This window comes from Janthinobacterium breve (assembly GCF_051380895.1).
Classification (GTDB): domain Bacteria; phylum Pseudomonadota; class Gammaproteobacteria; order Burkholderiales; family Burkholderiaceae_D; genus Janthinobacterium.
Genome location: NZ_JBNYXY010000002.1, coordinates 460,789 through 487,602, shown reverse-complemented (window position 1 = coordinate 487,602; position 26,814 = coordinate 460,789). Strand labels below are relative to the sequence as shown.

Genomic DNA, 26,814 nt, shown 5'->3' with positions numbered 1-26,814 from the left:
TCAATCACGGAACTATCAAAATATGAAAATCAGCGAACTTTTCCTCAAGCCCATCGACCGCCCAATTAATGGCGTCATCAAAGCAGACCAGATGGACGCCGCCAGCGTCTGGCAGGAACTGGAAGAGTACGTCGTTACCAAACAGATAAGTGAATACCTGCGCAAGTTCTTTGACGCCTACCTCGCGGCCATCGACCGTCCGCATGACGCGGCCATCACCGACCGCATGGGTGTCTGGGTGTCCGGCTTCTTTGGCTCGGGTAAGTCGCACTTCATCAAGATACTTTCCTATTTGCTGGAAAACATCGCTGCTCAGAATCCTGAGACAGGGGAGAAGCGTAACGCCGCCCAATTCTTTGACCACCAAAAAATCAAAGACGCGATGCTGCACGCTGACATTCAGCGCGCGGTGCAAGGCACCGCCGATGTCATCCTGTTTAACATCGACGCCAAAGCCAACAAGTCCGACCCTGACGCTATCCTGCAGGTGTTCTTACGCGTGTTCAATGAGAAAGTGGGCTTGTCGGGCGATACGCCGCACATCGCGGACATGGAACGTCATTTGATATCCAAGGGGGCTTTCGAGACCTTCAAGGCCGCCTTTGCCGCCTCCAACGGTGGCGCCTGGGAGCAAGAGAGTGATGCGGTCGCCTTTTATCGCGACGACATTGTGACCGCACTTGCGCAAGCCTTGAAAATGACGCCTGAATCTGCTGGCAAGTGGTTCGACAATGCAAGAGATGACTATCGCATTACCCTTGAAGGGTTCGCCAAGGTCGTCAATGATTACCTGACTACTCGGCCATCCAGCCACAAGGTCATCTTTTTGGTCGATGAAGTGGGCCAGTTCATCGGGGCCAGTTCGCCGCTCATGCTCAATCTGCAGACAATCACCGAGCAGCTCGGTGCCCAGTGCAAGGGCCGCGCATGGGTCATCGTCACGAGCCAGGAAGATATCGACGCGGCCATTGGCGAGGACAACAAATCCAAGGGCCAGGATTTCTCAAAAATTCAAGCCCGCTTTCACACCCGTTTGTCGCTGGCCAGCAGTAACACCGACGAAGTCATCGGCGAGCGCCTGCTGTCCAAGACGGAAGCCGCCCACGTTGCTCTGCGTGATGCCTTCGCCAGCAAAAGCGACGTCATCAACAATCAGCTCGGCTTTTCGGGCAATTCGGTGACTCTGCGTGGCTACAGGGACGCCGCTGAATTCGTCACCTACTACCCATTTGCTCCATACCAATTCACGCTGCTGCAAAAGATTTTCGAATCCATACGCAAGGTGGGCGCCACCGGCAAGCATTTGTCACGGGGCGAGCGTTCGTTGCTCGATGCCTTCCAGTCCGCAGCCGTGCGCAATGCGAATCACGGCATCGATATCCTGGTCCCGCTGTACGATTTCTATCCTGCAATCGAGAGCTTTATCGACGGCGTCGCCAAGCGCTCGATAGACCAGGCGCCTGACAATCCCGGATTGCAGTCCTACGATAGCCTGCTGCTGAAGGCGATGTTCCTCATCCGCTACATCCCCGACATCGTCAAGCCGTCCATCGACAATCTTGCGACCCTGTGCATAGACCAGATTGACGCGGACAAGCTCGCACTCAAGCGCAAGATTCAAGAAAGTCTGGCGCGTCTGGAGCGAGAGCGCCTGGTCAGCCGCAACGGTGACCTGTGGTTCTTCCTGACCAATGAAGAGCGTGATGTCGCCCGCGAAATCGGTCATGTCGAAGTCTCCGCTGCTGAAAAGTCGCGCGAACTGGCGAAGCTGATTTTTGAAGATATTTTCAAAGACCAAACCAAGGTGCGCCACCGTGACACCAAAGCCGACTACGAATTTAACCGCCTGCTGGACGGCGCACCGTGGCGCTCGGCCAGCCACGCCCTGGGCTTTGAAGTGCTGACCCCGCTGGGTGATGACTACGTGCATCTCCAGCCGGCCCGCTGCATCTTGCGTAGCAGTGAAGGCAATGGCCGCGCTCTGGTGCGCCTAGGCGAGGGCGAGCGCCTCGACATTGAATTGGGGCTGTATCTGCAAATCGAAAAATACATCGTCAGCCCCAAAGCCGACCAGGCTTCGCCCTCGCTCAAGCGCATCCTGGCAGACCGCAAGGACGAGAATCGCGAGCGCCGGCTGCGCCTGGTGCACCAGCTTTCCGAACTTATCGCCTCAGGCGATTTTTATGCACTGGGCCAGCCGGTGCAAATCAAGACTGCCAGCCCGGACAAGGTGCTTGATGATTTGCTCAATTACCTCATCACCAACACTTACAGCAAGCTGCCCTACCTCAAAGTGCGCCAAGTCGACCCAATAGCCGAAATCAAGGCCGTGCTCAATGCGGACGACTTGGGCCAGCATTCGTTGGGCCTGGACGGCGAGGCCGGCAACGCTCTCGCCATCAAGGAAATGCGCGACTACCTGCAACTGGCCGCCAGCCAGAACCGGGTGCTGCTGTCCGACGTGGTGGACCGCTTTGCCGGCATCCCTTGGGGTTGGAAGCCGGAGTGGGAAACCGTGTTGCTCATCGCCCGCCTGTTCATGTCTGGCGAAATCAAGCTCATGCTCGAAGGTTCCGAGCTTGACCCCGCATCCGCCGCCGACCCGCTCACCAAATCCGTCCGTTTCAAGCAGGTGTCTATCCTCAAGCGCAAGACAACTGACGCCACGGCAATCAAACGCGCCCGCGAGTTGTACAAAGACTTGTTCCAAAAAATGGGGCGGGAGGAAGAAGACAGCCTGGTCGCCGACTTCCGCACCCGTTTAACAGATTGGCAGGCTGAACTCAAAAGCTATGCCCACACCGCTGCTGCGCCGCACCACCCTGGCAAGTCGGATATCGACGCCGCGCTCACCCGCATTGCCCAGCAACTCAGCATACGTGACAGCTTTGCCTTCATCGAAGCCCTGCTGGTCGCCAAGAACGAGTGGCTCGATGCTGCGGACGACATCCACGACTTGGTCAACTTCTACAAGACCCAGATTATCGCTTGGCGCAAGTTGCTCGATGGCCTGAGCGCGTTTGAAAGCAATCGTGAAGCCTTGAGCAAAGTGCCGCTAGCCGCCGCCGCCCTGATTGACCTGGCCAAAATTCGTGACAATCCCAAGCCTTACAGCCAAGTCAAGCACATCGAGCCGCTGCTGGCCTCTGTCACCGCCATCAACGAACAATTGGCGCAAGAAAAACGTGAAAGAGCCTTGCAGTCGCTAGATGCCAAGTTGGCTGAAGTTCAAGCCAAACTTGGGACGGCCGCTGCCACGTCTGACCTCAGCAACAAAGCCCTGCGCCCGCTGCAAGACCTGAAAGCGCGCATCGCAAGCCAGACCAGCATTGCGCAGATTATGCTGCTGCAAGGGGCGGGCGGCGATGCCATGGACGATGCCATGAATATTATTCAAGCCGCTGTGAGCAAAGTCGCCGACCATGTTGCGATGCCCGGCAATACCGCCAAGCCGCTGCAGACTGGCCAGCCGAACATGCCAGTGCCCGTCGCCAAGACCACGCGCGTCATTCGTGCCGCCGAACTCTCCAGCAAGACATACCTGGAAACCGAGGCCGATGTCGACGCCTATGTACGCAAACTGAAAGACGCGCTACTGACAACCGTGCGCGCCGGTCAAATAGCGCGGATTCAATAGCGCATTTGATAAACCGCTATCGCTCTCATTCAACCTTTCTAAAAGCTGCTCACGTGCCGTGCATGGGGCAGCTGAAAATCCTATCTGACCCATGAACAAAGCCAATCTGAAGTCCTATGCCCCGCAAGCCCGAAAAGACTTTATTGCCGCCGTCACCGCTCGCGCCAACTTGCTTGGCTTGTCAGAGACGGCGGGCAAGCTGGAAGTGGCTGTCAGCCAGCCGCAGGGCGACGCGACAGTGATTGCAGGCCAGGCTTGGCCCGTAAAGGTCCACACTCAGCGTCTGCAACTCATCACCCGCATTCAAAAGGATGGCTTTGCTCAGACCATGGAAGCTGTGGCCTACACCTGGTTTAACCGCTTTGCGGCATTGCGCTACATGGAATTGCACGACTACTTGGGGCATGGCCACCGTGCACTTTCCAGTTTGGAGGGTACGCTGCCGGATATCCTGACCCACGCTGCCGACTTGGCTCAGATTGGCGCTGGAGATGGCGGATTACCGGGGCTGATGCCCGCGCTAGTCGTAGAAATGAAGCTGGCGGGTAACCGCGACGGTGAGCTATACAGTATGCTGCTGGTCGCCCAGTGCAACGCACTCAGTAATGCTATGCCGTTCCTGTTCGAGCGCATCGACGACGAAACTGAGTTGCTGTTACCTGACAACCTGCTGCGTACCGATTCCGTCATTGCCAAGCTGGTCGCCAGTATTGAAGAAGACGATTGGAAAGAGGTCGAAATCATCGGCTGGCTGTACCAGTTCTACATCAGTGAAAAAAAAGACGAAGTCATCGGTAAGGTCGTCAAAAGTGAAGATATTCCCGCCGCCACGCAGCTGTTCACGCCCAACTGGATTGTTCAATATTTGGTGCAAAACAGCGTTGGGCGGTTGTGGTTGATGGCCAACCCAGCCAGCACCCTGAAAGCACAGTGGCCATACTACATAACGCCCGCTGACCAGACAATTGAAGCGCAAGCCCAGCTCGACGCGCTAATTCAGACCCGCATTGATGAGGACGGTGACACCCTGAATCCCGAGTCCATCACGTTGTTGGACCCGGCCTGTGGCTCCGGCCATATTCTGGTGGAAGCTTATGAGGTGCTCAAAGCTATCTACCTGGAGCGCGGTTACCAGCCCCGCTCCATTCCCCGCCTGATTTTGGAAAAGAACCTGTTCGGGCTGGACATCGACGACCGCGCCGCGCAAATGGCCGGTTTTGCTTTGTTGATGAAAGCCCGTGCCGATGACCGGCGACTATTTAATGACCCCGTCAAGCTCAACGTACTGTCGATGCAGGAAAGCAAAGGGCTGGATGCTGGCGAACTCACACGTGCCTTGCAATCAATCAGAAGTGACGTCATTACGCAGAGTGCTACTGGCGCCGTTATAGGCGCGGTTGACGGCGGCGTCATCTTGCCCGGAAACCAACCACAGCTTATTGTAGGCGAGTCCCGTGAGACGAATATGGTAGATGTCTCAGTAGGTGACACATTACGGTCTGCGATTTTCGCACTTATCGCGGCCTTTGAACATGGGAAGACCTTCGGGTCGTTGATTCAGATTCCGCATGCGCTGAATAAACAACTGGAAGTAATAGCGGAGCGCCTGCTAAAAGCACTCGTGCTCGGAGACTTGTACGCACAAGCCGCAGCGCAGGACTTGTTGCCCTTGGTGGCGCAGGCAAGGATACTGGGAATGCAGTTTGATGCTGTCGTGGCAAATCCGCCATATATGGGGCGTAAGGGCATGCCCGTAAGCCTGCAGATTTATGTTGATGCGCAGTTTCCCCTTGCACGCGCTGACCTATACGCTTGTTTCATTGAACGTACGCGTAGATTCGTAAAGCGAGAAGGCAGCCTTTCACTAATAACAATGGATAGTTGGATGTATGGTGACGAGTACAATGAGATGAGAGCACATATTCTTGACACTGCGACCATCGTTTCATTGGCGCATCTGGGTGCGCACGCATTTCCTGAAATTCCGGGGGAGGTTGTTCAAACCGCAGCGTTTATATTCATGAGTAATAATAGTCTCGAATATGTGAGCAGCTATTTCGACCTGACTGCATTCAAAACTTCGGCAGAGAAATCCGCATCACTCCGCAGACGGGTGAATGAATACAAAAATGGCGCGGAACTCTATGGCTCGTTACCAAGAAGAGTAATCGCGTATTCAGCGAGCAAAAGTACGCTTGAGGCTTTCCAGAAATCTGAGCCGCTAATGGAATTCGCCGAAGCCTTAACGGGGTTGCAGACCGGAGATAACGCACGCTTTCTTCGGTATTGGTTTGAAGTTTCATTCCTCGACATTAAATTTGACTGTGTAAGCATTAGTGAGGCTAAAACCTATAATCGTCGATGGTTTCCTTACATTAAGGGAAGTGAATTCAAAAAGTGGTATGGAAGCCAGCTATTTGTGGTTGACTGGAAAAATGGTGGTGAGGAAATTCGGAAACATCAAAGTTCTACGGTTCGAAATGCGCACAAATATTTTTCCGAAGGCATTGCATATAACAATATATCGAAAAATTTTTGTGCACGGAACGTTGAGCCAGGATTTATTTTTGACCAAAAAAATTCAATGTTCTTTGCGTCAAAGCCTGAGTATAAGTTAACTACGCTCGGATATCTTCACTCGAAGGTTATTGAACCTCTTTTGAAAGTTGTGGCGCCGAAAGATTTCAATCCTGGAAGCCTAAAGGTAATTCCCGCAATTCGTGGTTCGTTTGAATCATCAGAAGTTTCGTCGGTCGTGGATTTACTCATCAAGATTAGTAAAAATGATTGGGATGGGTTTGAAGTCTCGTGGGACTTTTCGAGAACTCCACTCACGAACGTGGGTATGAATCATGGACAGCTTAGTAAATCATATGAACTTTTAAGAATGTCTCGCGATGAAGCAATACTGAGCACAAAAACACTGGAAGAACGAAACAACCGCCTGTTCATCAATGCCTATGGCCTCCAAGACGAACTTACACCAGAGGTTCCCGAGTCTCAAATCACCTTAGCACGAGCAGACCGAGAAAAGGACTGCCAGCGTTTGATTTCTTACGTCATCGGCTGCATGATGGGGCGTTATAGCTTTGACGAGCCCGGCCTAATTTATGCCAACGCTGGTAACGTCGGTTTCGATGACACGCGCTACGCCAGCTTCCCCGCAGACGCCGATGGCATCGTGCCGCTTACCGACGAACTCTGGTTCGAGGATGAAGCCGCCAGCCGCATCCGCGAATTCCTGCTCGCCGTCTGGGGGGCCGACACATTGGCTGAAAACATGGCATGGCTGGCGGAAAGTCTAGGTACCAAAGCCGGTGAAACCCCGGATGAGACCATCCGCCGTTACCTTGCTGACAAGTTCTATAGAGACCATCTGCAAACCTACAAAAAGCGCCCTATCTACTGGCTCTTTTCCAGCGGAAAACAGGGTGCCTTTCAGGCGTTAGTCTATTTACACCGCTACCAAGAGGGTACGCTGGCCCGTATGCGCGCGGAATACGTCGTGCCGTTGACCGGCAAGATTCAGTCACGCATCGACATGCTGGAGAAAGACGCGGTAGCAGCCTCTAGCACAGCCGCCCGCAACAAACTGGCCAAGGAAGTCGAAAAGCTCAAGAAGAAGCACGTCGAGTTGCTGGCCTACGATGAACAACTGCGCCACCACGCCGACATGCGCATCGCGCTCGACTTGGACGACGGTGTTAAAGTCAACTATGGCAAGTTCGGGAATTTGCTGGCAGAGGTGAAGGCCGTGACGGGAGGGGCAAGCGATGACTGACCTGGTAGTGCTTCCTGCTGACTACGCCAATTGGCTTACCAGCCTGAAGCAGCGTATTCTCGTCACCCAGCAGCGCGCAGTGTTGGCGGTCAACCGCGAACTGGTGTTGCTGTACTGGCAAATTGGACGCGATATTCTGGAGCGTCAACAAGCTCAGGGCTGGGGTGCCAAGGTAATCGACCGGCTGGCGGTCGATTTAACGGCCGCCTTCCCGGATATGAAGGGTTTTTCTCGCCGAAACCTGCTCTACATGCGCAGTTTTGCCGAAGAGTGGCCTGATGTCGAATTTGTGCAACAGGCTGTTGCACTTTTGCCGTGGGGGCAGAACCTGCTGCTCCTGACCAAGCTCAAGACCCGTGAAGAGCGGGTTTGGTACGCGGCAAAAGCAATCGAGCATGGTTGGTCGCGCAATGTGATGTGGCACCACATTTCGACGCAATTGCAGCAACGCTCTGGTAACGCGGTCACCAATTTTAAAGAACGATTGCCTGCTGCAGAGTCCGAGTTGGCACAGCAGACGCTGAAAGACCCTTACCTGTTTGACTTTCTCGGCGTTTCAAACGACGCACACGAGCGGGACATTGAAACTGCAATGACCCGCCATGTGACCAAATTGCTGATGGAATTGGGTGAAGGATTCGCCTTTGTGGGGCGCCAGGTGAATGTGACGGTGGATGAGCAAGATTTCTTCATTGACCTGCTGTTTTACAACTACCGACTACATCGGTTCTTGGTAGTGGAACTTAAAGCGGGAGATTTCAAACCGGAGCATGTCGGCCAGCTTAATTTTTACGTCACGCTGGTGGATGAGAAAATCAAGAGCGAGGAAGACAAGCCTACTTTGGGGTTATTGCTCTGCAAGCAGCAACATCGGGTAGTAGCGGAATACGCCTTGCGCGGCATGACCCAGCCCATCGGTATTGCCGAATACCGGCTGCAACTACCCGAAGACCTTGCGAAATACCTGCCTAGCATTGAACAGATTGAGGCAGAGTTGCAAGGTGATGATTGAACGCGTTGCCGAATGAACATAAATAGAAGAATTGCCGATGAGCCAACAACGCCTGTTTGAAAGTTTGACCACTTTATTCACTACCCACCCGGTGGTTTTTTGGCACGACGTGGAGGCCGAATTTGCTTCCGCAGTGGATAGCCTGCAGCTCGACGGCGTGCAATTGGTGCGTTTGGACGACATGCCAGCGCTGCGGGTCAAGCTCGACATTGAGGGCGCCCCAGACCAGCGCTGGCTGATTTACAGCGCCAAGCCCGAGCCGGAGCCGACCAAAGACTGGCTGCTCGATGTGCGCATGCGCAGCAAGTCGTTCCGTGCCGATACCACCTCCATTTTGCTGGAAGACCTGGGCCTGACCACGCAAGGACTGCGTCAGCACCTGAAAGAGCGTGCCAAATTCCTGCGCGCCAAAGACCGCGTGGACCGCCTCAAGCGGATGGTTCTGCCGGGTGACGGCGCGCCGGACTTGGACCGCAAGATGCTGGCGGTGCTGACCCGCGCCGACCAACCCGAGTTGTTTGCCATGTTGCAGCGCCTGTACGGTGCCGTGGTGGTGGATGGCGTGGTGGATTTGTCGGCCGAGCCGAAAGCCTGGCAAGATATCGCTGCCAACGATTTGACGCCTGCGTTCTGGGAATTGGTGCAACTGCAACTGGGCTATCTTGAGGCCAGCCCTAGCTTGCGCGACCTGTTGTTCCGAATTCTGGTGACGGATTTCTGCCGGGGCCTGCAGGGTGATGCGCCCCCTCAATTGGCGCATTTTGTGCTGCCTGACCGCACCTTGGCGGCGAATGCGTCGGTGTTTGTCGGGCGTTGGCGCTCGGATATTGTGCAGTTTGGCAATTACAACGCGCTGGCGCAGGCTGTGGCCAATGAACTTGAGCTGGTAAGTTTGTTGTCGAGCCAGTCTGCCGAGCAACTGGTGGAATGCATGACGTTTGAAGATGTCGAATTGCGGATGGTGCAAGAGCTTAAAAAACGCATTGATGCCGGTGCCGGCGCCAACATGGATGTGGTGCGCGCGCTAATGGCGCGCCGCCGCGATGGGCATTGGGCGAATCCCTTGCTGGCCAGCGCTAACGAACGCACCCGCGCGTTGGCTGCGTGTTACGACGCATTGACCGCTGCCGCCGACTTTTTTACTCTGAAATCGACCCATGCCGCAGGCTTCAGTTTTGCTGACGCGGGCACCGCATTTGCACAGTACCGAGATGAGCTGTTCCGCTTCGACCAGTTGTACCGGCATTTTCACACGGCGGCTGACGCTGTCGAACCCACCGGCTGGGCCGTGCTGCACGAGTTGCGCGAGACAATTGAGGGTGTGTATTCCGGTTGGTTCATTCCGCACTTGAGCACTGCCTGGTCCAAGGTGGTGGAGGGGCCGCTCGGTTTGCTCAAGCACTGGACGCTTCCCGAGGTGACGCCGCAACAGGCGTTCTATGAGCGCAAAGTGATGCCGCTGTTTGACGGTGGGGTTAAACGGGTGTTCGTGCTGATTTCGGACGCATTTCGATACGAGGTGGCTCAGGAGCTGGTGCAGCATACCAACAGCAAGAGCCGCTTCAAGGCGTCGCTGGACGGCATGTTGGGTGTGTTACCGAGCTATACGGCGCTGGGCATGGCCGCGCTGCTGCCGCACAAGGCGCTGGCTTATAAAGAGAACGCCAACCTGGATGTGCTGGCCGATGGACATGCCGTGGCGACGCTGGAACAACGTAGCGAACATCTTCAACGATTTGGCGGCTTGGCCATCAAGGCCGAAGACCTGATGGGACTGGGCAAAGAGAAGGGCCGGGAACTGGTGCGCGACCAGCGGCTGATTTACGTCTATCACGACCGCATCGACATGACTGGTGACAAGCAGTCGTCAGAGACCAAGACTTTTGAGGCGGCTGCACAAACCGTGCAGGAGCTCGCCAACGTGCTGGGTTTCATCATCCATAGCCTCAATGGCTCTGCTGTGCTGGTCACGGCTGACCATGGGTTCATGTACCAGGAATCGGCGCTGGATGAATCGGACAAGTCCACGCTGGACGACAAACCCGCTGGAACATTGAAAGCCAAGAAGCGCTACCTGATTGGCCGTGATTTGGGAACTACCCCAAAAGCCTGGTCTGGCAATACGGCGGTGACGGCGGGCACCACACTGGAAGGCAGTCTGGATTTTTGGGTACCCAAGGGAGCCAGTCGGTTCCACTTTGCCGGAGGGGCACGCTTCGTCCATGGCAGCGCCATGCCGCAAGAGGTTGTGGTGCCGGTCATCACCGTGCGGGTCAGCGAAGCGGAAAATGCAAAGACAAAATACGTGAGCGTCAGCCTGTTGGGTGCCGTGAACAAGGTGGTGACCAACACCCAGCGCTTCGAGTTCATTCAGACCGATGCGGTGTCGGAGCGGGTGCTGGCCCGTTCCGTGGTGGTCTCGCTGCGCGATGGCTCGGATAACGACAAACCCATCAGCAACGCGCAATCCATCACTTTTGACAGCACATCGCAATTGCTCGATGAACGCAAACGTTCGATTCTGTTGACCGTCCTGGCCGGCGCGCATGACCCGCACAAGCACTATGACCTGGTGATGCGCGATGCCGTGAGCAACGTGGAAGTGCTGCGCCTGCCCGTCAAGGTAGACTTAGCCTTTGGTAACGACTTTTGAAAATTGAAATAATGCAAACCCCGACACCCGCCGACACATCCGCGCATGAGCTGCCGGATAGCAGTCTGGATGCGCTGCTCAACACCCACTTTGCTGGCAAGGTCGTGCGTAAAGACCTGACCAAGCTGATTAAAGAGGGGGCGAACGTGCCAGTGTACGTGTTGGAGTACCTGCTGGGCATGTACTGCGCAAGCAATGATGAAGCCGTTATCCAGAGCGGTCTGGTCAACGTCAAGCGCATCCTCACTGAAAACTACGTGCGTGCGGACGAGGCGGAGAAGGTCAAATCCAAAGTGCGCGAGAGCGGCACATACAAGGTCATCGACAAGGTCACCGTCAAGCTCAATGAAAAGCGGGACGTGTATGAAGCGCTGCTGTCCAACTTAGGGGTGAAGAACGCGGAGATTTCCAGCAGCTATGTGCGCCAGTTCGAAAAATTGCTGGTGGGCGGCATCTGGTGCATCGTCACACTGAAGTACTTTTATGAAGAGGACCAGAAGGGGTCACCATTTACGGTGACCGAGCTTAAGCCCATCCAGATACCGAACATGGACATGGCGGCCCTGTTCGAGGCGCGCAAGTCGTTCACGGATGAGCAGTGGATTGATGCCTTGATTCGTTCGACCGGCATGGAGCCCAGCCATTTCAAGGAACGTGTCAAGTGGCACCTGCTCGCACGCATGGTGCCGCTGGTGGAAAACAACTACAACTTCTGCGAGCTCGGCCCACGCGGCACCGGCAAGAGCCACATCTACAAGGAAATCAGTCCGAACAGCATTCTGGTATCGGGCGGCCAAACCACTGTGGCCAACCTGTTTTACAACATGAGCGCGCGCAAGGTCGGTTTGGTTGGCTTGTGGGACGTTGTGGCGTTCGATGAAGTGGCCGGCATCAACTTCAAAGACCATGACGGCGTGCAAATCATGAAGGATTACATGGCTTCGGGCTCTTTCAGCCGGGGGAGGGAGTCCATCAATGCCAGCGCCGCAATGGTATTTGTTGGCAATATCAACCAGAGCGTGGAGTCGCTAGTCAAGACCTCACACCTGCTGGCGCCATTCCCGGAAGCGATGATTGATTCGGCATTTTTTGACCGCTTCCACGCGTACGTGCCGGGCTGGGAAATCCCCAAAATGCGGCCGGAGTTTTTCACCAACCAGTATGGGTTGATTGTCGACTACCTGGCCGAATACCTGCGCGAGATGCGGAAGCAAAGCTTTGCGGATGCCATCGACAAGTGGTTCAAGCTTGGCAATAATCTGAACCAGCGCGACACCATCGCGGTGCGGCGTACGACTTCAGGCCTGCTCAAGCTAGTATGCCCTAATGGCGAGTACACGAAGGAATCTGTGCGCAAGTGCTTGGAGTACGCGCTGGAAGCACGGCGGCGCATCAAGGAGCAGCTCAAGAAGATTGGCGGCATGGAGTTCTACGACGTGCATTTCAGCTACATCGACCTGGAAGACGGTGTTGAGCGCTTTGTGACCGTGCCCGAACAATCGGGCGGAGCGTTGGTCCCTGAAGGGCGCCTGAACCCCGGCACCTTGCACACCATCAGCATGGGCGCATCCGAAATGCCAGGCATCTACCGGCTGGAGATTCAATCCATTCCCGGCACGGGAAAAGCGAACGTATCAGGTGTGGCACCGCGTGAAGCAGTACGGGTGGCGTTCGACTATTTCAAAGCCAACTCTTCGCGGGTCAGTGCCTCCATCAGACCGGGGGAGCGTGACTTCCACACCCATCTGGTTGAGTTACAGAACAGCGGTGCCCCGCAGGCGCTGACTCTGGCCGGCTTCATCGCGCTGTGTTCGGCAGCACTGGGCAAGCCCGTGCAGTCGCAGTTGGCAGTGATGGGTGATATGAGTCTGGGCGGCACCATCGTGCAAGTGCGCAACCTGGCTGAGTGCATGCAGGTGGCGTTTGATGCTGGTGCCAAACGCATTCTGCTGCCAATGTCGAGCGTGACCGATATTGCGACGGTTCCTGGGGAGTTGTTTGCCAAGTTTCAAACAAGCTTTTACTCGGACCCTGTGGATGCCGTGTTCAAGGCATTAGGTGTGGAGTAGTGGTATGGCAACACTTGATATTGCAGATGCATGTTCGGAATATGGAGCGCGTATCGAGGACGAAAACTGGTCGACGCTCCATTGTCTTTTTTAGCCCCGGATACGCCTGAAAAGTTCTGCTTGGAATCGAGCGTCCTCCAAGGCGTCGTGTGTACCCTCCGTTAGAGCCCCCGTGACCTGTTTCATATTGCTCGACTTTGTCTCTTTCCAACTGCATCCTCGAGCTCCCATGAACAGAGCCTTGATGTCGAGCGCGGCGATTCCAAACGGATTTGAACCGTAATACCGGATGAAATAGTAGTTGATGAATGACCAGTCAAACCCAGCATTCAATCCAACGAAGACGGGGGTGCCACTTCCGCTGCAGGTGGACACCCAATCAGCGAACCTCGCCATTGCGTCCGGCGGAGCCTCTCCTTCTAGCTGCAACTTATCGAGAGATAGCCCCGTTACCGCAAGTGCTTCAGGTACTGCGTTGTCAGAAGTTGGCTTTACAAGGCAGCTGAAACTGTTTTCAGGGCGATAGGCGTCGCAGGCGCCAATCGACAAGAGACTATACTCTCCGGGAATTGGACCGGAAGCCTCAATGTCAACTGAAATAAACACTTCTCTTTTTATAGTCATGATATCAAGGGGGCATCGCTGGTGACGGAAGGGCGATTCTTTATTGATTCAATGTGCTCACGAAATTCATTTCGACGTTGGGTGACGTCACCCTTGTCTCTCCAAATATGGGCCGCATATGTGGCGACGTCAAAAGGCGTACGCGTGCCATGGCGGGCGGTGACAATGGTTCGTGCGCTGCGTCCCAACGCATATCCTAATTCCAGAAAACAGTTTGGACGCTCGCCAGTCAGGTCCGCAATGACCAATCCGCTTCGCCGGAGCTTCACAAAAATATCTTGGTCGATTCGAGACTCCTCAACAGCCTGCTTCCCATCGACCACAGTCAGACTATAACCGTAATCGTCTTCTATCACCGGTTTGACAACCACATCAAAAAATTCCTGGACCGACTCATATTCAGGGAGCTCCGGGTTAAGAAGCCTCACCGCAAACGCCGAAGGCCGCTCGAGGGCGCTCAGCAGTTCCACGATTTTTTCAGCAACCTGTTTTACCTCACTGCGCGCTTTTGGGGTGATTCTATCCAGCCAGGTCAGCGAGGTGTTGCCGTCACGTGTCCGGAACAACTTGCTTGCTGCGTTACCGACGGACGCGAATTCACATAATTTGTGAGTGCCGGAGCCAGGTGTCGAAACAGGAAAATTGACCGGAATCACAGGTTTCCCAGCGTCATGGTAAGCGTTTGCGAGAAACAAAATTCCTTCACCGCCGCCGACCGTAATCAGAATATCGCCGTGCCGTGCTTGTACCTCCATGCGTTTACTGTTCATGTTCCAATGCGCGGCGCTGTCGACCCGGACGGAATCAGTTGCACTAAACTCATCCCACAACTGAACGAATTCTTCGGGGATTTGTTCATCATTTTTGTGATGCTTGACCGCGACTGCAAGCGGGGTAGGGGCACCATGTGGGCGTACATGGAGATTGTCACGAATCGTCTTCCAGATTAGCCAGTCGAAGCAGAATGGCATATTGTCACCGCGTAATTTTTCCGCATCGACAGGAACCACAAACGTGGCACCTTTCTTGAGCAAATCTAGCACCAGTTGCTCTATGAATTGGCGCGCTTTCACAGCCTCCGCGGTATTTCCTTCACTTGGTATACTGCCGGAGATGTGAATTCGCCTGCCGAAAATTGAATTGTGCATTACTTGTCTTCCATGACCGGGGAGGGGCGCAGCAGGGCGGCTGCGGTTAGAAAGTCCGCGGCGGAAATGGCGCGCGAAGGGAATGCTTTTGCCATCGCTGTTGGATACAGGCGTGTTCTGATATCGGAATATGTCCAGCCAGGCTGACCGGCCTTTGGGCCGGTCGCACTTACCAATTTTGCCAATTCTGCAGCCGTTATCTCGATTCCTTGTAAATCGCTCGACAGAAGCTGCAGACGTTCTTCGTCGCCCGGCCTTGTGAACTCTTCGACAATCGCGGCGCGTCGAAGCAGAGCGGGGTCTATCACCGACAAACGGTTCGTGCAAAGGAAAACTACGACGCGGCCGCCGAATCGACGTAGGTCGTCGATGCACTGAATCAGTGTGTTGACGGCCACTTTATCCTCATGGTGGCTATGCTCTTGTGACCGCACTGACCCTAGAGAGTCGGCCTCGTCGATGACGAGGAAGGCGCGTCTAGTCTTCCCAGCAGCTTGCAAAACCTCCGCGAATGCCTGTGTGAGCAATGTGCCCATTTCCCCAACACGGCCACTGCCACGCACGCGGTTGCTTAGACGAAACAGAAGGGGGTCTTCGCAACGTGACTCACGCGCGAGGCGGTTGGCCACACATTCTGCGGTCGCAGTTTTGCCCGTACCAACGTCGCCATGAAAAATGACAAGAGGATACTGTTCGGAGACAAGGTCAACTAAAGGCAGTTTCACCTTGTGGAATTGTTTACTCCAGGTCGCGAGGTCGGCGAGATTGAGCAGCAAGCGCAATTGTTCATTGATGCGCGTATATCGCTTTTCAAACCCGAGGAGTGAACTCTCGCGTGCGGTCAATGTAAGGTCGGCTAGGATTGTCTTGCTGTCAAATGCGGTCTGTTGGGTCATTTCGTAAAGTCCTTTCGTTGCATGCCAAATCCGTTGCTCTCGTAATCACGGCCGTTTCCCGCGTTCAGGCTTGCGTGACTCGTGTCGGCGGATGTCGGCCCCCAAGATGTCTCGAGGCTTTCGCGCATTGCGTCCTGCGCGCTATGGGTATATGTATGGTTGTAGCGTAATACGAGGCGTATCGACCCGCTGGAAGTATTGGGCCAAAGCACACCTCCAGGTCGGCTGCTATTGAGGCTACCGGCGTCTGTGTCGACGTGGTACGTCACGGCGCGCAGTTCAGTACCAAAGTAGTCAAGGAGGGTCACGTCAACGCTTTCTAGGTAGCCATTTTTGACCAAGCGCTCGACGTCGCGGGCGTATGTACGGGCCTTTTCCTGGCTAAGCGCTTTTGTACTGTCAGCAATCATGAGTAGGTCAGCAGAGAATCGACTTACAACCTTTTCGATGTCGGCAACGGTGTAGCTGCTTGACGCGGTGTAGCTCGTGCTCATGCTGCCTCCTCGACTTTGAAGCGAGCGCCGAACAGCTCCTTCCATGCCTCTTCCTCGCCATCGGACTCCGATGCAAAGTATGCGGTTTCCCATGCGCTCTGGGCGGCATCAACAATCTCCACACGCTCCGCCTCGGTCAGGCGGCTAGCAACGTTGTTGGAGCTATTGACAGGGTCGAGGATAACAACCGCGTCGCTGAACGTTGGCGTGAGGACGCCGAGACCGTTTTCCGGAAAGCTGATTACTTCCTTTAGGCCTGACTGTGCGATGTACAGTAAGAAGTCACGGAATCGTTGCTCAATTGAACCGGATTTCCCGTTCTTGTCGAGCAGATGGGCCAAGACAAGTTCGACCATAAATGATTTTAGTTTGATTTCAGCGTGCCGGCTCCATCGCTTGCCTAGGCGCACGAGGGTTCGAAAGTTCGCGTCGGCGTTCTTCCTGGTCTGAACGAATTTGACTTGGCATGGCGCGCAGGTTTCAACTCGCGAGCCGTCACGGATGTCGTATTGCCAACCGTAACCTGGCTTCCACGGGTTTTCAATCACCGGGACAATGTCCACGCTAAGGCCGCTGCCAACGAAATTTACGGTTGCTGCCTTACGCTGAATTTCAAAGTGTTCGACCGACTTATTCGGGTACAGCTTGACCAACGCATCGTAAATGGTCTGCATTAGGCTCTCTAACGTCTCATTGTCAACGTCCCGACCAGATATGTAGAAGACAACGTCGACGTCGACGGGGTCTTCATTCGTCTTGCGAAGAATTGTATATTTTGCAAATGACCCTGCCTTAACGACCTTTGTGACCTTAATGTCACTCTGGTCCTTCAGCTTGGTGCCCAAAGCAGTCACGAGTCGGTCGACCTGCTCATGGTATTCCTTGCGCTTGTCCGCAGGGAGGCGAAGTACGTTGGAGTCGTAGTACTGCAACTTGGCATTACTTAAAGGCATGATTTTTCCTTTCAGGGCACCCTGCGGTTAGTTCAGTCACCAACCTTGCTAGCGCGATTACTAATTATACGCATAAAAACTATACTGGTGGAATTTTTATTTGCATGCTACGCTTCGGTCATGGAAAAACTGCAAACTAGCCCGGAGTTGGGCTCCGACGAATCTGAGGCCTTAGCTAGTGCGAATTGGGGGCAAGAGCGCCGGTTGGAATTCATCGATTTCAGATTGCGATGGGAGAAAACTGTCAATAGAGCAGACCTCCGAGCTCACTTTGGTATTTCGATTCCTCAAGCGTCACTCGACATTGCTAAGTACGCTCAAATTTCACCCAAGAACTTAGTCTATGACCGTAGTTCGCGGACCTACCGAGTGAGCGATGAGTACTCCCCAGTTGTCGGTAATACAACCCCGCAGCGGTATCTCAATGAATTGCTTGCGTGTTCCCGTGGCCTTCTCAATGCGCGAGATGCTTACATTGGGTGGATGCCGCCGTTCGCCGGAGTTCCAGTGCTCACCCGTCTAGTACAGAGTGATACCTTGTCGTTGTTGTTGGATGCTATCCGGCACCAAGGATGCGTCCGTATTAGTTACCAGTCTGATTCAGAGGCAGACCCAATTGAGCGGGTCATTTCTCCGCATGCATTCGGCCACGACGGATTTCGCTGGCACGTGCGAGCGTATTGTTTTTTGAGAGAAGGTTACCGAGACTTCGTACTTGGCCGGATTCTGAGAATTTGCACTGATTCGGCCCAAGGGCGAGACCCGCAACAAGACGTCAAGTGGCGCACCATCTTACAAATTAAGATTGCGGCGAACCCCGACCTAACCGAAGGAAATCGACGGGCCGTTGAGCTTGACTATTCAATGGTTGATGGTACGACTACTATCGAAGTGCGTGAAGCTCTTCTTTATTACGTCTTGAAAGAATTAGGATTGGGGCCATTCGCTTTCCCTGGCTTTCAACCTCCCCAAATCGTTCTTATCAACCATGCAGAATTAAGCTCATTTATGACGCAGATATTGAACTCGAGAAAGCTTCCACTTGCCAATAAATGTCCTATTTAGCGTAACGAAGGAAGTGGATTCTTGGTTTTGGAACCGGCTTTAAGTGGAGATGTGCGCTTGGACCAGCGATATTGTAATCCTCATCATAAGGCTTATTCAGTGTCTGGTAGTGTCCGGCGGGTACAGTAGTTCGTCTTCGGTAATGATGGCAATGCGACTATTGTACTTGCTATTTTGAGAATTTTATTAGATTTCACTCTCATCCTCATTGCCGTTGTCGGGATGTTCATCTCGAAACGGCAATCCAGACTGCCAGAGACGGTCATCGTAGGCTCGATGCTTGAAGTCATCATCATGACTACGTATCGCAAGCGCAGTTGTTTCGATTAGTATATTGTCTCCGACGCGCTTAATGTTGCGGACCTTTGAAATCACGCATACGTTTTGCTGGCCACGAAGCCATACACTCCATGCCGAGGATGAGGTCGAGTCCTCTAGATTGATAACACTGCTAACATTAACGCGATTTGATTTTCTCCAGACTTTACTGATATCAGAGCCTTTGGGACGTGGCTTAACGGGCGTGAACGTATGCAGTCCCTGGACCATTATTATGTCGCCGCATATTAGTTGCGTTTTTAAGAGCCCGCGGTCTAAGTAGTCAGAAATATTGAAGATGTTACCCCGTTCGAGGCATGTGAAAAACATACTTGATATGTAGTCATAGAGTATTAACCTGTCGCCATCGGAATACAGAAATCTACCTTCTGGGCAGCTTTTTACGACTGCACCACTCGCATTGCAGATGTTTGATTTTTTTGCATCTAAGTAGCCTGCGACAGTCTTGAAGTTTAAATTCAATTCTCTCGCCATCTCGTGGATTCTCAGATGGTTAAAGTAGAACCACGTATTCAATCTTAGGTGGCTATCTTTCATAGCCAATCGTAAATCAGCCTGTTGGCAGTAAGATTCCCAGTACAGCTTTTGTTGAGCTAATAATTTTGGTGTTAGGTTTTGTTCCAGCTCAAACTTAGAATGAACCTTTCCATGATGCAGGCTACAAACAACTGCGAGATTTTCTGGCGAGTGGTCGCGGCTTGTCGCCCAGGGTTTTATGTGATGTACGACTATCGAGCGCTCAGGCGTTCTGCAAACACAGCACGACCATCGGTTTGCACACAGCACTTTACTGAGCGTTTGTGGTGGGATGGGAGGCCGTTTCGACCGGCAGAGTAGTTTGATGTTGGCTTCAGACAGCCCAAGCTCTAGCAATTTCCTCGGCGAAGATAATTTTAATTTCGATAGTGTATGGCCAGCTATCCGGAGCTTATTTGCTGTGGCGCTATCGACGCCGAGACCCATAATCGCTAGTTCGGTTCGGTTCTTAATTATCAAATGGAATCCCAGTAGTAAAAACCAAGAAGCTTGTAGCAGACCATCCATACCCGCAGGGATTCATCTGTCGTGTTCTCGACTTACGTTGCTGTGTTGATGGGGTTCGGGCCTCCCATCATCGAGAAATAACTGACGGCGCGAATATGAGGTATTTGCGCCCAGTCCTATGCCTTAACCTGTGATGCGGAACTCTTCTTTGTCCTTGCCATCAAGCCAGCGCGGCGCACGGCCACGGCCAGTCCACGTTTCATCCGTTTCAGGATTCTTAAATTGCGCTGGTACCGAACCCTTGGCTTTTGCCGGCTTCGCACGAGTTCCAGAGGAAAGGTCTTCCACGGTGATGCCGTGAAGCTGCATCAGTTCCTTGATTTTCTGAATTGCGCCACTGATTTCATCTTTGCGGGCAGCTTCGGCCAGGGATTGCAATTTTGCGATTTGTTCAACATACTCTGCATACGACGTCATAGTTTCTCCAAGCAATAGGTGATTCAACGGTTTGAATATAGGCTCAATGTAACATAGCATCGCACATAGCAAGATGCAAGACCTTAAGCAAGTAAGCTGCTACATTGTGTGGCGACGGCCGGATACGGCCAAAAGCAGCCATTCAACAAGAAAGGAAATCTCATGGCACAGTTACCTGAATTTGTGATAAATGCGCGGGAAGATGCGAACGCAGCGGCAGATACTCACCACGATGCGTGGGAAGACTTGCAAGCCATCGCTGAGCCGTCGTACGATGATGTCAAAAAGTGGATAGCTGTGCGAGAAGAGTTTTACTCTGCCCAGGACCGGTACGAAAAACTACTGTTGCAAGCACTCGGTCGATAAACAGCTTTCGACCAAGAGCAGTGATTCGAACAACGCTGGCTTATGTAAATTTGGGAAATGGCTATGTACACTGAATTCTGGATAGACGATAAATTTATATGGGGTCCGCAGCATTCTGGAAAATACTGGATTGATGATGGTTGGATATGGGGGCCGCAGAACGGTGGAAAATATTGGATTCAAGACGGCTTCATATGGGGGCCAGTTGATGGCGGAAAATTTTGGATTGATAACAATTATATTTATGGCCCCAACAAGAATGTTCCCTGGCTGCGTTAATACAGATTGACTGGCCGCTTTGCGGCGTTATCCGCCCGTCGCGGCAAGCACAATCCGGCTCCCATGACTCAAGCCGTCATAGCGCGGTGGCCGGCTCGTATAGGCAGAGTCGGTTGCGTCGACCAAGCAAACCCGTTGGTCTTATCTGACTGTTTCCAGTACTTTATGCGACGTCGACCGTATCGCGAGGGTGCTATTCCTCCTTGCCGGTCTAGCCCCCCAACTTGGTAGACTCATTCCATGAAATTCTCGGACCTTAGCCATCCACAATCCGCATCATCTACGCCATTTGTCTAGCCGGTGCCGCCTTCAATCACGCGCGCATGCCCTAGAACATGGGCTGAGCTATTGGCGCATTCTGGTGGAAACGAAAATTCGTTGCTTCAAGCTTCTCGGTGAGCGGGTGATGGCGAGGGACTTTGACCGCCAAGTCACGAAGTTGCAGATACGCGCCGTTATCCTCAATCGATTAGCCCGACCCGGCACACCCACGACGGTGTCCACGGGATAACTCAGTCCGGGGTCAGGGTACGACGCTATCAATTTATTTGTGCAACATAGCCATCGGAATCGGTCACAAAGCATGTTTTGAAAAGAAGCCCTACTAGGGGGCGGGTCTGCGAACCGCGGCACAGAATGCTAGCTGCCGGTCGGCGGCATCTCGCTGTGGAACTTCGACCATAGAGGTGACGTAAACGTCGAGCTTAACAACTATGCTAATATTGCCTAAAAAATATTGAAAGGGCAAGAATCTTGAGCAATCCCATCATCGTGCTGGGCGATAAGACGAGCCACGGCGGCACCGTCGTCACCTGCTCACCGTTATCGGATACTCACGGCAAAGGCTGGGCTCGTGTCGGTGACATGGTCTCTTGCCCCCGGTGCAAGGGAGTGTTTCCCATCAGCCAAGGTGACACCAGCCTCATCGATGCGGGCAAGGCCGTGGCCTACCATGGCTGTAAGACCGCTTGTGGCGCCACGCTACTCTCGAGCCAGCTGTACACCCTTACGACACCATCGGGCGGCGCCGCGCCGGGCGCCCACGGCAGTCTCCCACCAATGTCCCTGATGCAGGGCTTTGGTATTATCCACACCGGGTTGGCCAGCAGGTATCAGGATGAGCCCGTTGCGGACGAAACCGAACGCTTTCGCGGCCGCTTTCAGGTGGTCGACGCTACAACAGGTGACCCCGTGCGCAGCTTGGCTGTTCGCGTACGGTCGACCGATGGCCAGTACATCACGGGCAGTACGGACGAGGAGGGCTTCACCCAGTGGGTGGAACGGGACGGCCTTGAGTCGCTTGCATTCGACCTGATTCAGGATGGCGACGCATGACGGGGCCAAATAGCACCCCGCCGACAGGACAAGCGCCATTGGCCGTGGGGGGCATGAGCATGGAAGGCGCCACGACCGTCGTGCCGATTAACAAGCCGCAGCTCGATTTCTCTGACAAGAAGGTCTTGTGCTCGGCCGTGTGCAAATGCAAAAGCATGCCGGCAATCGGTGCAGACGGCCGGTCGCTGAAACAAGAATGCGTCTCGGCTCGATTGAAAGCTCTCGATGTGGTTCTTGACCACCGAAGTCTGTACAAGGCGGAGTTCACATACGATATGACGAAACGGCCGCCAGAGCCTTTTCTGGATAAGGTCGTGGATACGAAGAGCAGAACCCTATGGCCCGGCTGGACGAAAACACTTTGGCCGAAAGACTCAAGCCACCCTGTGCCTTATAAGCCAGGCAAGGGCTACACACGGAGACCCGACGTCATTATCGTCAAGGACCCGACGAAACCTCCAACGCAGGACAACATCAAACAGGTCGTGGAAATAAAATTCCTTGGAGACCCCTTTCGTCCCGGTCAGCGAGAGGACTATATCGTCATCGCCGGAGACGAAATGAAAATGGTGCCGTTGGCATCTGATGAGTGCGACTGCGACCGGGCCGAGCTCGAGCCCTCAAAAATTCCGGTCGAGCAGCTCGGGCAGGCGGCCGCTCTTCTTAGGTTAATCTACATGGTTGTTGTTACGAAACGGCCACCGCTTGGTGGCATGCCTGCGTATTAAGGACTGAACATGACTGAATTACCATTGGACCTGCTGGAACTTATGCGCGAGAACCCCGATGCAATGAATGTACCTGGGGGCTTGCTCACTAAGCAGGGGCCACAGGACTATGTCGGCAGCGTGCCCGCAATCGCCGGCACGCTCTTCTTCAAGGATGCACATCTCCCGGCAGTTCGCGATGCCATCAGCGCTTGTTTCGAAGAGTTCCAGGTCAAGGCTGAGCCAAAATTCACCTGGCTCTACCGGGAAGACCCGCCAGAAGGGCCGGATAAGACGGCCTACGCGGAGGCAAAACCGCTGAACAAAATGCTGGTACGTATGGACCCAGACGATGCGGTGAGTTTTCATTACACCAGTGGCGTGCTGGCGCAGGACGCGGGTCCATGGGATTTTCAGGTCGTCGGGCTCCCCGCTTGGCGGGCGGAAATGGGAGGTTGGGGCTTGTGCGGGCTGCGGTTTAGCATGCCCATTTTGTTCGTCGAAGAAAATCCCGGACTTTTCCAGACGCTCTTCGTGAGCTTCGCCCGACGCCTATGTGCCGTCCACGGGTACGGCGGCCACAGTCTAATACTGTCGGCCGCTCGCTATGACGAGAACCAGGCATTCGAGGCATTCCTGACGTCCAAGCTCCGAGGGTTTGATGCAGGCAACCTTGTCAGCGGCGCAGTCAATGCGCACCTGGGCATTAAAACAGTAGGCTGGCTCACAGCGATAGACAATGATTATGTGGAAAAAGTCGGAGGCATATCGGCCATTCGTTCGGCATTACCGATGGACTGGTTTGGCCTATTCGACTATGGGACTGGACTTGTAATCCAGGGCGGCGCCCAACCCGAAGCCGCACCTGCTGACTCGCCGATGCCCGCGCGGTTGGTGCTTCCCAATATGCTCCTCAAGCCCATCAGGACACCGAAAGTCCGGATGCATTACGCATCCGCTGGGAGCGAGCCGCGGTTGATTGGCCTAGCTGCGGAGGAATGGCTGAACCGTTTCGATGTCGCGGACAATGAGCTAATGGCGTACAAGGCTAAACTGCTAGACGAGCCGAAATTTGCTGGGCTACCAGACCTTCCTACTCGCCTCTGATTGCTTAAAACAGCGGGCATTCGCCCTGCCTACATGAAAAACCTCCACGGCGGTGAGCATGTTGAGGTGAGGTCTGGCGGTGTGCGCGCCGGCAACTTGCGTAAAGGTGTCTGGTCAGACGGCGAGCATGAGTCCACTTGTGCTTGGTCCAAGGGTCTTGGTCGTACCCGAATAGGTCTTCCAGGCGAAACAGCGCGCAAGTCCGCGGTCCAATGCGTTGCAGTGCCATAGTGACTTTACGAAGCCAGTGCGTTAACGCAGCGCTGACCTTCCTCCACCTGCTCGCCGCCGTTCTTTTGCTGGCAAGGCCAAGACTCGGCGTGATGCCGACTGTGGCCAACATCCCAGCGACGTGGCGCTTAACGCTTGGGCAGGCGCCACGTGCGGGGTGTCAAGTTGACGCCTTTATTGCACCGGGCCTGTTCTTGATTTTAGTTCTGATGACGGCGTGACTCGCGTGGCGTCGACGACGTTCCTCGGGGCTGTCCGGGGGCATCAAAATTATGGGAATTTCTCTGGCCACGTGGGGGCGTAGGAGGCGTCTGCTGCGTCGTCGGCTTGGAGAACCTGCAAAAGTCGCTTGCAGACGAGGGTATTGCAGACATGAGCTGTCGTGTTTCGCTTCCCGCGCGTGAGTCGCTGAACACGATTAACCAGACTATCTAGGCTAGGAGGACAACAGGTGTTAGCCTAGGATTGCGTAGGCTGCTATGACAAAGCCGGCCAACATGAGTGCTACGGGCACAGTGACGAGCACGGTCAGCGCGCGGTCGGGGTCCTGCAAGAAATTCAGGTGTATTTTACGCATAGTTTCTCCTTTATCAGTCTCTTCAGTTTGACACATTGCGGATAGAATTGCCGACATGAACGAACAAACTCTAGCGATAATGTGGTGAAGCCTTGATGGAGTCATCCGTTCACTAACCCTCGTCGCGAGAAAATGTCGACTTTACTGGCTGATGCAGAAAAACCGACATTTAACTTTGTAGTCACGGTAGACCCTGCAATTTACGCAGCGGCCTACTTCGGCACTGCTGCTTCTTTTACCGAGTGCCGAAGAGAGAAATGACCTGTGCCGTCGCCCTCGGGGAGGTCGCTCGCTCCTGAGACACTTGAACAGGAATGTCCGCCGCGATGGTGGCAATGCTGAGTCCCTGGCCAGCGTGGATACGTCTACGGCCGCGATGATAGTGGGTCAACGAGCCTTCGCCGGACTCAGCAAATGCCTCGTCCAACTTCGACGCCAACTGCGTGGTACACAAGTGAGCGTAACGCAGCAGCATGCGAACATCACGGTGGCCGCTGAATGCCTGAAGGTCAATCAGCGAGAACTTCGATGTTTCCGCAACCCGGCTGATGGCCTCGTGGCGGAGGTCGTGCACATGTAGGTCCTCGATTCCTGCCCGCGTCACTATCCGACCCCAGGCGTTGCGTAGCGTATCTACGGTTATCGCGAAAACTTTGTCGCCATCGTGAGGGAGGTTTTCCAGCTTCTGTATTAAGATTTCTCGTAACGGCAGCTTGCGCGGCCGTCCGTTCTTGGTTTCGGCTAGGTAAGCGCTTCGATATTCAAAGTTGATATCTTGCCACTCCAAACTCAGTGACTCACCGCGACGTGCAGCGGTCATGATTTGAAACTGGATATACGTCTCCCACAGCGGAACGTGTTTAAAATCCAAGCTGGCCTGAACTGACGTTTTATCCAGGGCTTCCTGAATATATTTCTTCTTAGCGTAAACGGATGGTAAGCCGACCGCAACCTTGCGGTTACTCGTCATCAGTTCTTCAACGCGCAATTCAATTGAGCGCAGTCGGTCTTCCTCGATGGCTGATGCGATAAGGCGTTGTTCTTCGTCGCCCCGGAGACGGCGGTCTCTTTCGTTCCAGTATTTTGGCCGACGTACTCCGTCCATCGGGTTCTCGCCGAGACGATATTTCCATACCTTTGTCGCGACTGTGAAGATGGCCCTGATGACGTCCAGCTCTCGGTCGACCGTAGACGGCTTGACGTCCTGCCCGCGGTCTTTCATGTAGTCTTCGATATCGGTGGTTTGGATGTTGGCGAAGGGTTTGCGCATCCATAGGATAGTTCCTGCGGGCTGACGCATTGAGTGATGCTTTGGGTTTTTTGCGCCGACATTGGTAGCCTTAGCTTTTATCTGGGCAACGCGTTTTTCCGCGCCGCCATTGAGGTCTTCCAGCCATCCTAAACATTTGTATTTTTCTGATTTTTCCCAACCTTTGTTCTTGGGACCTTCTTCTTTTATATAGCGTCGCAAGAGGCCCTCAAACGTTACTTGATGGGCCTTGGTGTAGTCGATGAATAGTCCGGTGCGGCGCTCTGCCTCAATTCGGGCAATCGCATCTTCGGCCGCTTGAAGTGACTGGCAGGTGTAGCGAACGGGCTTGTAGCCCGCTTGCGTAATTTTGATGAGGAAGGCATTTTCCTTCTGGGTCAGGTAGGGTTTGTAATTTTGCTTGCCCAGTTCGATGGCGTACTGCTTGGCTTGAGCGAGTTGAGTGAAGGGAAATTCTCGGTGGAGGTCGTCGCGATTTTTGACTGAGACGGTGTAGCGGCTGCGGTTTTCGATAGTGGCCATGTCAGGTTTCCTGTAGGTGAAAACCCGTCTAGCGAGGCATTCGCGAAATTTATAGCCTTTCGTGAAAAAAAGCGAAAATAATTTTCGTGGCACAGATTTGGCACAGATGGTGCCTAGACTGCGCAGTGCTGAAAAATAATGCCAGCATATCTCTTTGATTTTTAAGGGAAATATGGTCGGGGTGAGAGGATTCGAACCTCTGGCCTCTGCGTCCCGAACGCAGCGCTCTACCAGGCTGAGCCACACCCCGCTTACTGTTATTACAGCAGATGGCGGGGTGGCTTTCAA

General features: G+C 54.0%; 19 protein-coding genes, 1 tRNA gene and 1 pseudogene. 12 read left to right on the top strand and 9 right to left on the bottom strand.

The genetic code is table 11. The features are described from left to right. Positions 1-22: 22 nt before the first annotated feature. The 5 genes from brxC to brxL all read left to right on the top strand — a co-directional run bounded on the left by brxC (position 23) and on the right by brxL (position 13,152). Positions 23-3,637, top strand: coding sequence for a BREX system P-loop protein BrxC (gene brxC, locus ACQ4W0_RS04980; protein WP_436575751.1), 3,615 nt, complete (start codon positions 23-25; stop codon positions 3,635-3,637). Between the two features lie 91 nt (positions 3,638-3,728). Further along, positions 3,729-7,418: a BREX-1 system adenine-specific DNA-methyltransferase PglX gene (gene pglX, locus ACQ4W0_RS04975; protein WP_436575750.1), complete on the top strand. Its 3,690-nt coding sequence runs from the start codon at positions 3,729-3,731 to the stop codon at positions 7,416-7,418. Continuing rightward, the gene (locus ACQ4W0_RS04970) at positions 7,411-8,430 is read left to right on the top strand and encodes a PDDEXK nuclease domain-containing protein (protein ID WP_402720621.1); all 1,020 of its coding nucleotides are present in this window, start codon (positions 7,411-7,413) and stop codon (positions 8,428-8,430) included. The genes pglX and ACQ4W0_RS04970 overlap by 8 nt, the downstream gene beginning before the upstream one ends. Positions 8,431-8,467: 37 nt before the next feature. Continuing rightward, a complete protein-coding gene (gene pglZ, locus ACQ4W0_RS04965; RefSeq protein ID WP_436575749.1) occupies positions 8,468-11,083 on the top strand; it encodes a BREX-1 system phosphatase PglZ type A in 2,616 nt (871 codons plus the stop codon). Between the two features lie 11 nt (positions 11,084-11,094). Further along, complete coding sequence (gene brxL, locus ACQ4W0_RS04960) at positions 11,095-13,152, top strand: protease Lon-related BREX system protein BrxL (RefSeq protein WP_436575837.1); 2,058 nt, start codon at positions 11,095-11,097, stop codon at positions 13,150-13,152. A 90-nt stretch (positions 13,153-13,242) separates the two neighbouring features. Here brxL and ACQ4W0_RS04955 read toward each other — a convergent pair whose 3' ends face one another. Genes ACQ4W0_RS04955 through ACQ4W0_RS04935 form a run of 5 tightly spaced genes read right to left on the bottom strand, consistent with a single transcriptional unit; the run spans position 13,243 to position 17,267 of the window. Then, positions 13,243-13,776 carry a 3'-5' exonuclease gene (locus ACQ4W0_RS04955; RefSeq protein WP_029496253.1) on the bottom strand — a complete coding sequence of 178 codons (534 nt, stop codon included), beginning with the start codon at positions 13,774-13,776 and terminating at the stop codon, positions 13,243-13,245. After that, entirely contained in the window at positions 13,773-14,924 is a 1,152-nt protein-coding gene (locus ACQ4W0_RS04950; protein ID WP_436575748.1) for a hypothetical protein, read from the bottom strand. Before ACQ4W0_RS04950 ends, ACQ4W0_RS04955 begins: the two co-directional genes overlap by 4 nt. After that, positions 14,924-15,820: an ATP-binding protein gene (locus ACQ4W0_RS04945; protein ID WP_402720625.1), complete on the bottom strand. Its 897-nt coding sequence runs from the start codon at positions 15,818-15,820 to the stop codon at positions 14,924-14,926. The genes ACQ4W0_RS04950 and ACQ4W0_RS04945 overlap by 1 nt, the downstream gene beginning before the upstream one ends. Continuing rightward, on the bottom strand, positions 15,817-16,314 hold the full coding sequence (locus ACQ4W0_RS04940; protein ID WP_402720626.1) for an HORMA-1 domain-containing protein: 498 nt from the start codon (positions 16,312-16,314) through the stop codon (positions 15,817-15,819). Before ACQ4W0_RS04940 ends, ACQ4W0_RS04945 begins: the two co-directional genes overlap by 4 nt. Next, positions 16,311-17,267, bottom strand: a complete 957-nt coding sequence (locus ACQ4W0_RS04935) for a CBASS oligonucleotide cyclase (RefSeq protein WP_402720627.1) — start codon at positions 17,265-17,267, stop codon at positions 16,311-16,313. The genes ACQ4W0_RS04940 and ACQ4W0_RS04935 overlap by 4 nt, the downstream gene beginning before the upstream one ends. 120 nt (positions 17,268-17,387) lie before the next feature. On the opposite strand from ACQ4W0_RS04935, the gene ACQ4W0_RS04930 reads away from it, so the two are divergent. Continuing rightward, entirely contained in the window at positions 17,388-18,332 is a 945-nt protein-coding gene (locus ACQ4W0_RS04930; RefSeq protein ID WP_436575747.1) for a WYL domain-containing transcriptional regulator, read from the top strand. Between the two features lie 186 nt (positions 18,333-18,518). Here the strand turns inward: ACQ4W0_RS04930 and ACQ4W0_RS04925 are convergent, their stop codons facing one another. Both ACQ4W0_RS04925 and ACQ4W0_RS04920 read right to left on the bottom strand, forming a co-directional pair. After that, positions 18,519-19,715 (bottom strand): HNH endonuclease signature motif containing protein, encoded by a 1,197-nt coding sequence (locus tag ACQ4W0_RS04925; protein ID WP_436575746.1) that lies wholly within the window; start codon positions 19,713-19,715, stop codon positions 18,519-18,521. 123 nt (positions 19,716-19,838) lie between these two features. Then, positions 19,839-20,132 carry an H-NS histone family protein gene (locus ACQ4W0_RS04920; protein ID WP_436575745.1) on the bottom strand — a complete coding sequence of 98 codons (294 nt, stop codon included), beginning with the start codon at positions 20,130-20,132 and terminating at the stop codon, positions 19,839-19,841. 162 nt (positions 20,133-20,294) lie between these two features. On the opposite strand from ACQ4W0_RS04920, the gene ACQ4W0_RS04915 reads away from it, so the two are divergent. The 6 genes and pseudogenes from ACQ4W0_RS04915 (at position 20,295) to ACQ4W0_RS04890 (ending at position 23,926) form a co-directional block, all read left to right on the top strand. Continuing rightward, complete coding sequence (locus ACQ4W0_RS04915; RefSeq protein WP_436575744.1) at positions 20,295-20,498, top strand: hypothetical protein; 204 nt, start codon at positions 20,295-20,297, stop codon at positions 20,496-20,498. A 63-nt stretch (positions 20,499-20,561) separates the two neighbouring features. Next, positions 20,562-20,777 carry a hypothetical protein gene (locus tag ACQ4W0_RS04910; protein WP_436575743.1) on the top strand — a complete coding sequence of 72 codons (216 nt, stop codon included), beginning with the start codon at positions 20,562-20,564 and terminating at the stop codon, positions 20,775-20,777. Between the two features lie 352 nt (positions 20,778-21,129). Further along, positions 21,130-21,288: pseudogene (locus tag ACQ4W0_RS04905) on the top strand (IS5/IS1182 family transposase); the annotation flags it as partial. 242 nt (positions 21,289-21,530) lie between these two features. Further along, a complete protein-coding gene (locus ACQ4W0_RS04900) occupies positions 21,531-22,112 on the top strand; it encodes a PAAR domain-containing protein (protein WP_436575742.1) in 582 nt (193 codons plus the stop codon). A 59-nt stretch (positions 22,113-22,171) separates the two neighbouring features. Continuing rightward, positions 22,172-22,840, top strand: coding sequence for a VRR-NUC domain-containing protein (locus ACQ4W0_RS04895; RefSeq protein WP_436575741.1), 669 nt, complete (start codon positions 22,172-22,174; stop codon positions 22,838-22,840). Positions 22,841-22,849: 9 nt separating this feature from the next. Continuing rightward, complete coding sequence (locus tag ACQ4W0_RS04890) at positions 22,850-23,926, top strand: type VI immunity family protein (RefSeq protein ID WP_436575740.1); 1,077 nt, start codon at positions 22,850-22,852, stop codon at positions 23,924-23,926. A gap of 1,043 nt (positions 23,927-24,969) precedes the next feature. On the opposite strand, the gene ACQ4W0_RS04885 is transcribed toward ACQ4W0_RS04890, so the two are convergent. Together ACQ4W0_RS04885 and ACQ4W0_RS04880 are read right to left on the bottom strand one after the other, a co-directional pair. After that, positions 24,970-26,526, bottom strand: coding sequence for a site-specific integrase (locus tag ACQ4W0_RS04885; RefSeq protein ID WP_436575739.1), 1,557 nt, complete (start codon positions 26,524-26,526; stop codon positions 24,970-24,972). Between the two features lie 173 nt (positions 26,527-26,699). After that, positions 26,700-26,776, bottom strand: a tRNA-Pro gene (locus ACQ4W0_RS04880). Between the last annotated feature and the right edge of the window lie 38 nt (positions 26,777-26,814).

Excerpts from the sequence above, each read along its gene's own strand:
- brxC (WP_436575751.1), top strand. The coding sequence starts at position 23 with ATGAAAATCAGCGAACTTTTCCTCAAGCCCATCGACCGCCCAATTAAT.
- pglX (WP_436575750.1), top strand. The coding sequence starts at position 3,729 with ATGAACAAAGCCAATCTGAAGTCCTATGCCCCGCAAGCCCGAAAAGAC.
- ACQ4W0_RS04970 (WP_402720621.1), top strand. The coding sequence starts at position 7,411 with ATGACTGACCTGGTAGTGCTTCCTGCTGACTACGCCAATTGGCTTACC.
- pglZ (WP_436575749.1), top strand. The coding sequence starts at position 8,468 with ATGAGCCAACAACGCCTGTTTGAAAGTTTGACCACTTTATTCACTACC.
- brxL (WP_436575837.1), top strand. The coding sequence starts at position 11,095 with ATGCAAACCCCGACACCCGCCGACACATCCGCGCATGAGCTGCCGGAT.
- ACQ4W0_RS04955 (WP_029496253.1), bottom strand. The coding sequence starts at position 13,776 with ATGACTATAAAAAGAGAAGTGTTTATTTCAGTTGACATTGAGGCTTCC.
- ACQ4W0_RS04950 (WP_436575748.1), bottom strand. The coding sequence starts at position 14,924 with ATGCACAATTCAATTTTCGGCAGGCGAATTCACATCTCCGGCAGTATA.
- ACQ4W0_RS04945 (WP_402720625.1), bottom strand. The coding sequence starts at position 15,820 with ATGACCCAACAGACCGCATTTGACAGCAAGACAATCCTAGCCGACCTT.
- ACQ4W0_RS04940 (WP_402720626.1), bottom strand. The coding sequence starts at position 16,314 with ATGAGCACGAGCTACACCGCGTCAAGCAGCTACACCGTTGCCGACATC.
- ACQ4W0_RS04935 (WP_402720627.1), bottom strand. The coding sequence starts at position 17,267 with ATGCCTTTAAGTAATGCCAAGTTGCAGTACTACGACTCCAACGTACTT.
- ACQ4W0_RS04930 (WP_436575747.1), top strand. The coding sequence starts at position 17,388 with ATGGAAAAACTGCAAACTAGCCCGGAGTTGGGCTCCGACGAATCTGAG.
- ACQ4W0_RS04925 (WP_436575746.1), bottom strand. The coding sequence starts at position 19,715 with ATGGATGGTCTGCTACAAGCTTCTTGGTTTTTACTACTGGGATTCCAT.
- ACQ4W0_RS04920 (WP_436575745.1), bottom strand. The coding sequence starts at position 20,132 with ATGACGTCGTATGCAGAGTATGTTGAACAAATCGCAAAATTGCAATCC.
- ACQ4W0_RS04915 (WP_436575744.1), top strand. The coding sequence starts at position 20,295 with ATGGCACAGTTACCTGAATTTGTGATAAATGCGCGGGAAGATGCGAAC.
- ACQ4W0_RS04910 (WP_436575743.1), top strand. The coding sequence starts at position 20,562 with ATGTACACTGAATTCTGGATAGACGATAAATTTATATGGGGTCCGCAG.
- ACQ4W0_RS04895 (WP_436575741.1), top strand. The coding sequence starts at position 22,172 with ATGGAAGGCGCCACGACCGTCGTGCCGATTAACAAGCCGCAGCTCGAT.
- ACQ4W0_RS04890 (WP_436575740.1), top strand. The coding sequence starts at position 22,850 with ATGACTGAATTACCATTGGACCTGCTGGAACTTATGCGCGAGAACCCC.
- ACQ4W0_RS04885 (WP_436575739.1), bottom strand. The coding sequence starts at position 26,526 with ATGGCCACTATCGAAAACCGCAGCCGCTACACCGTCTCAGTCAAAAAT.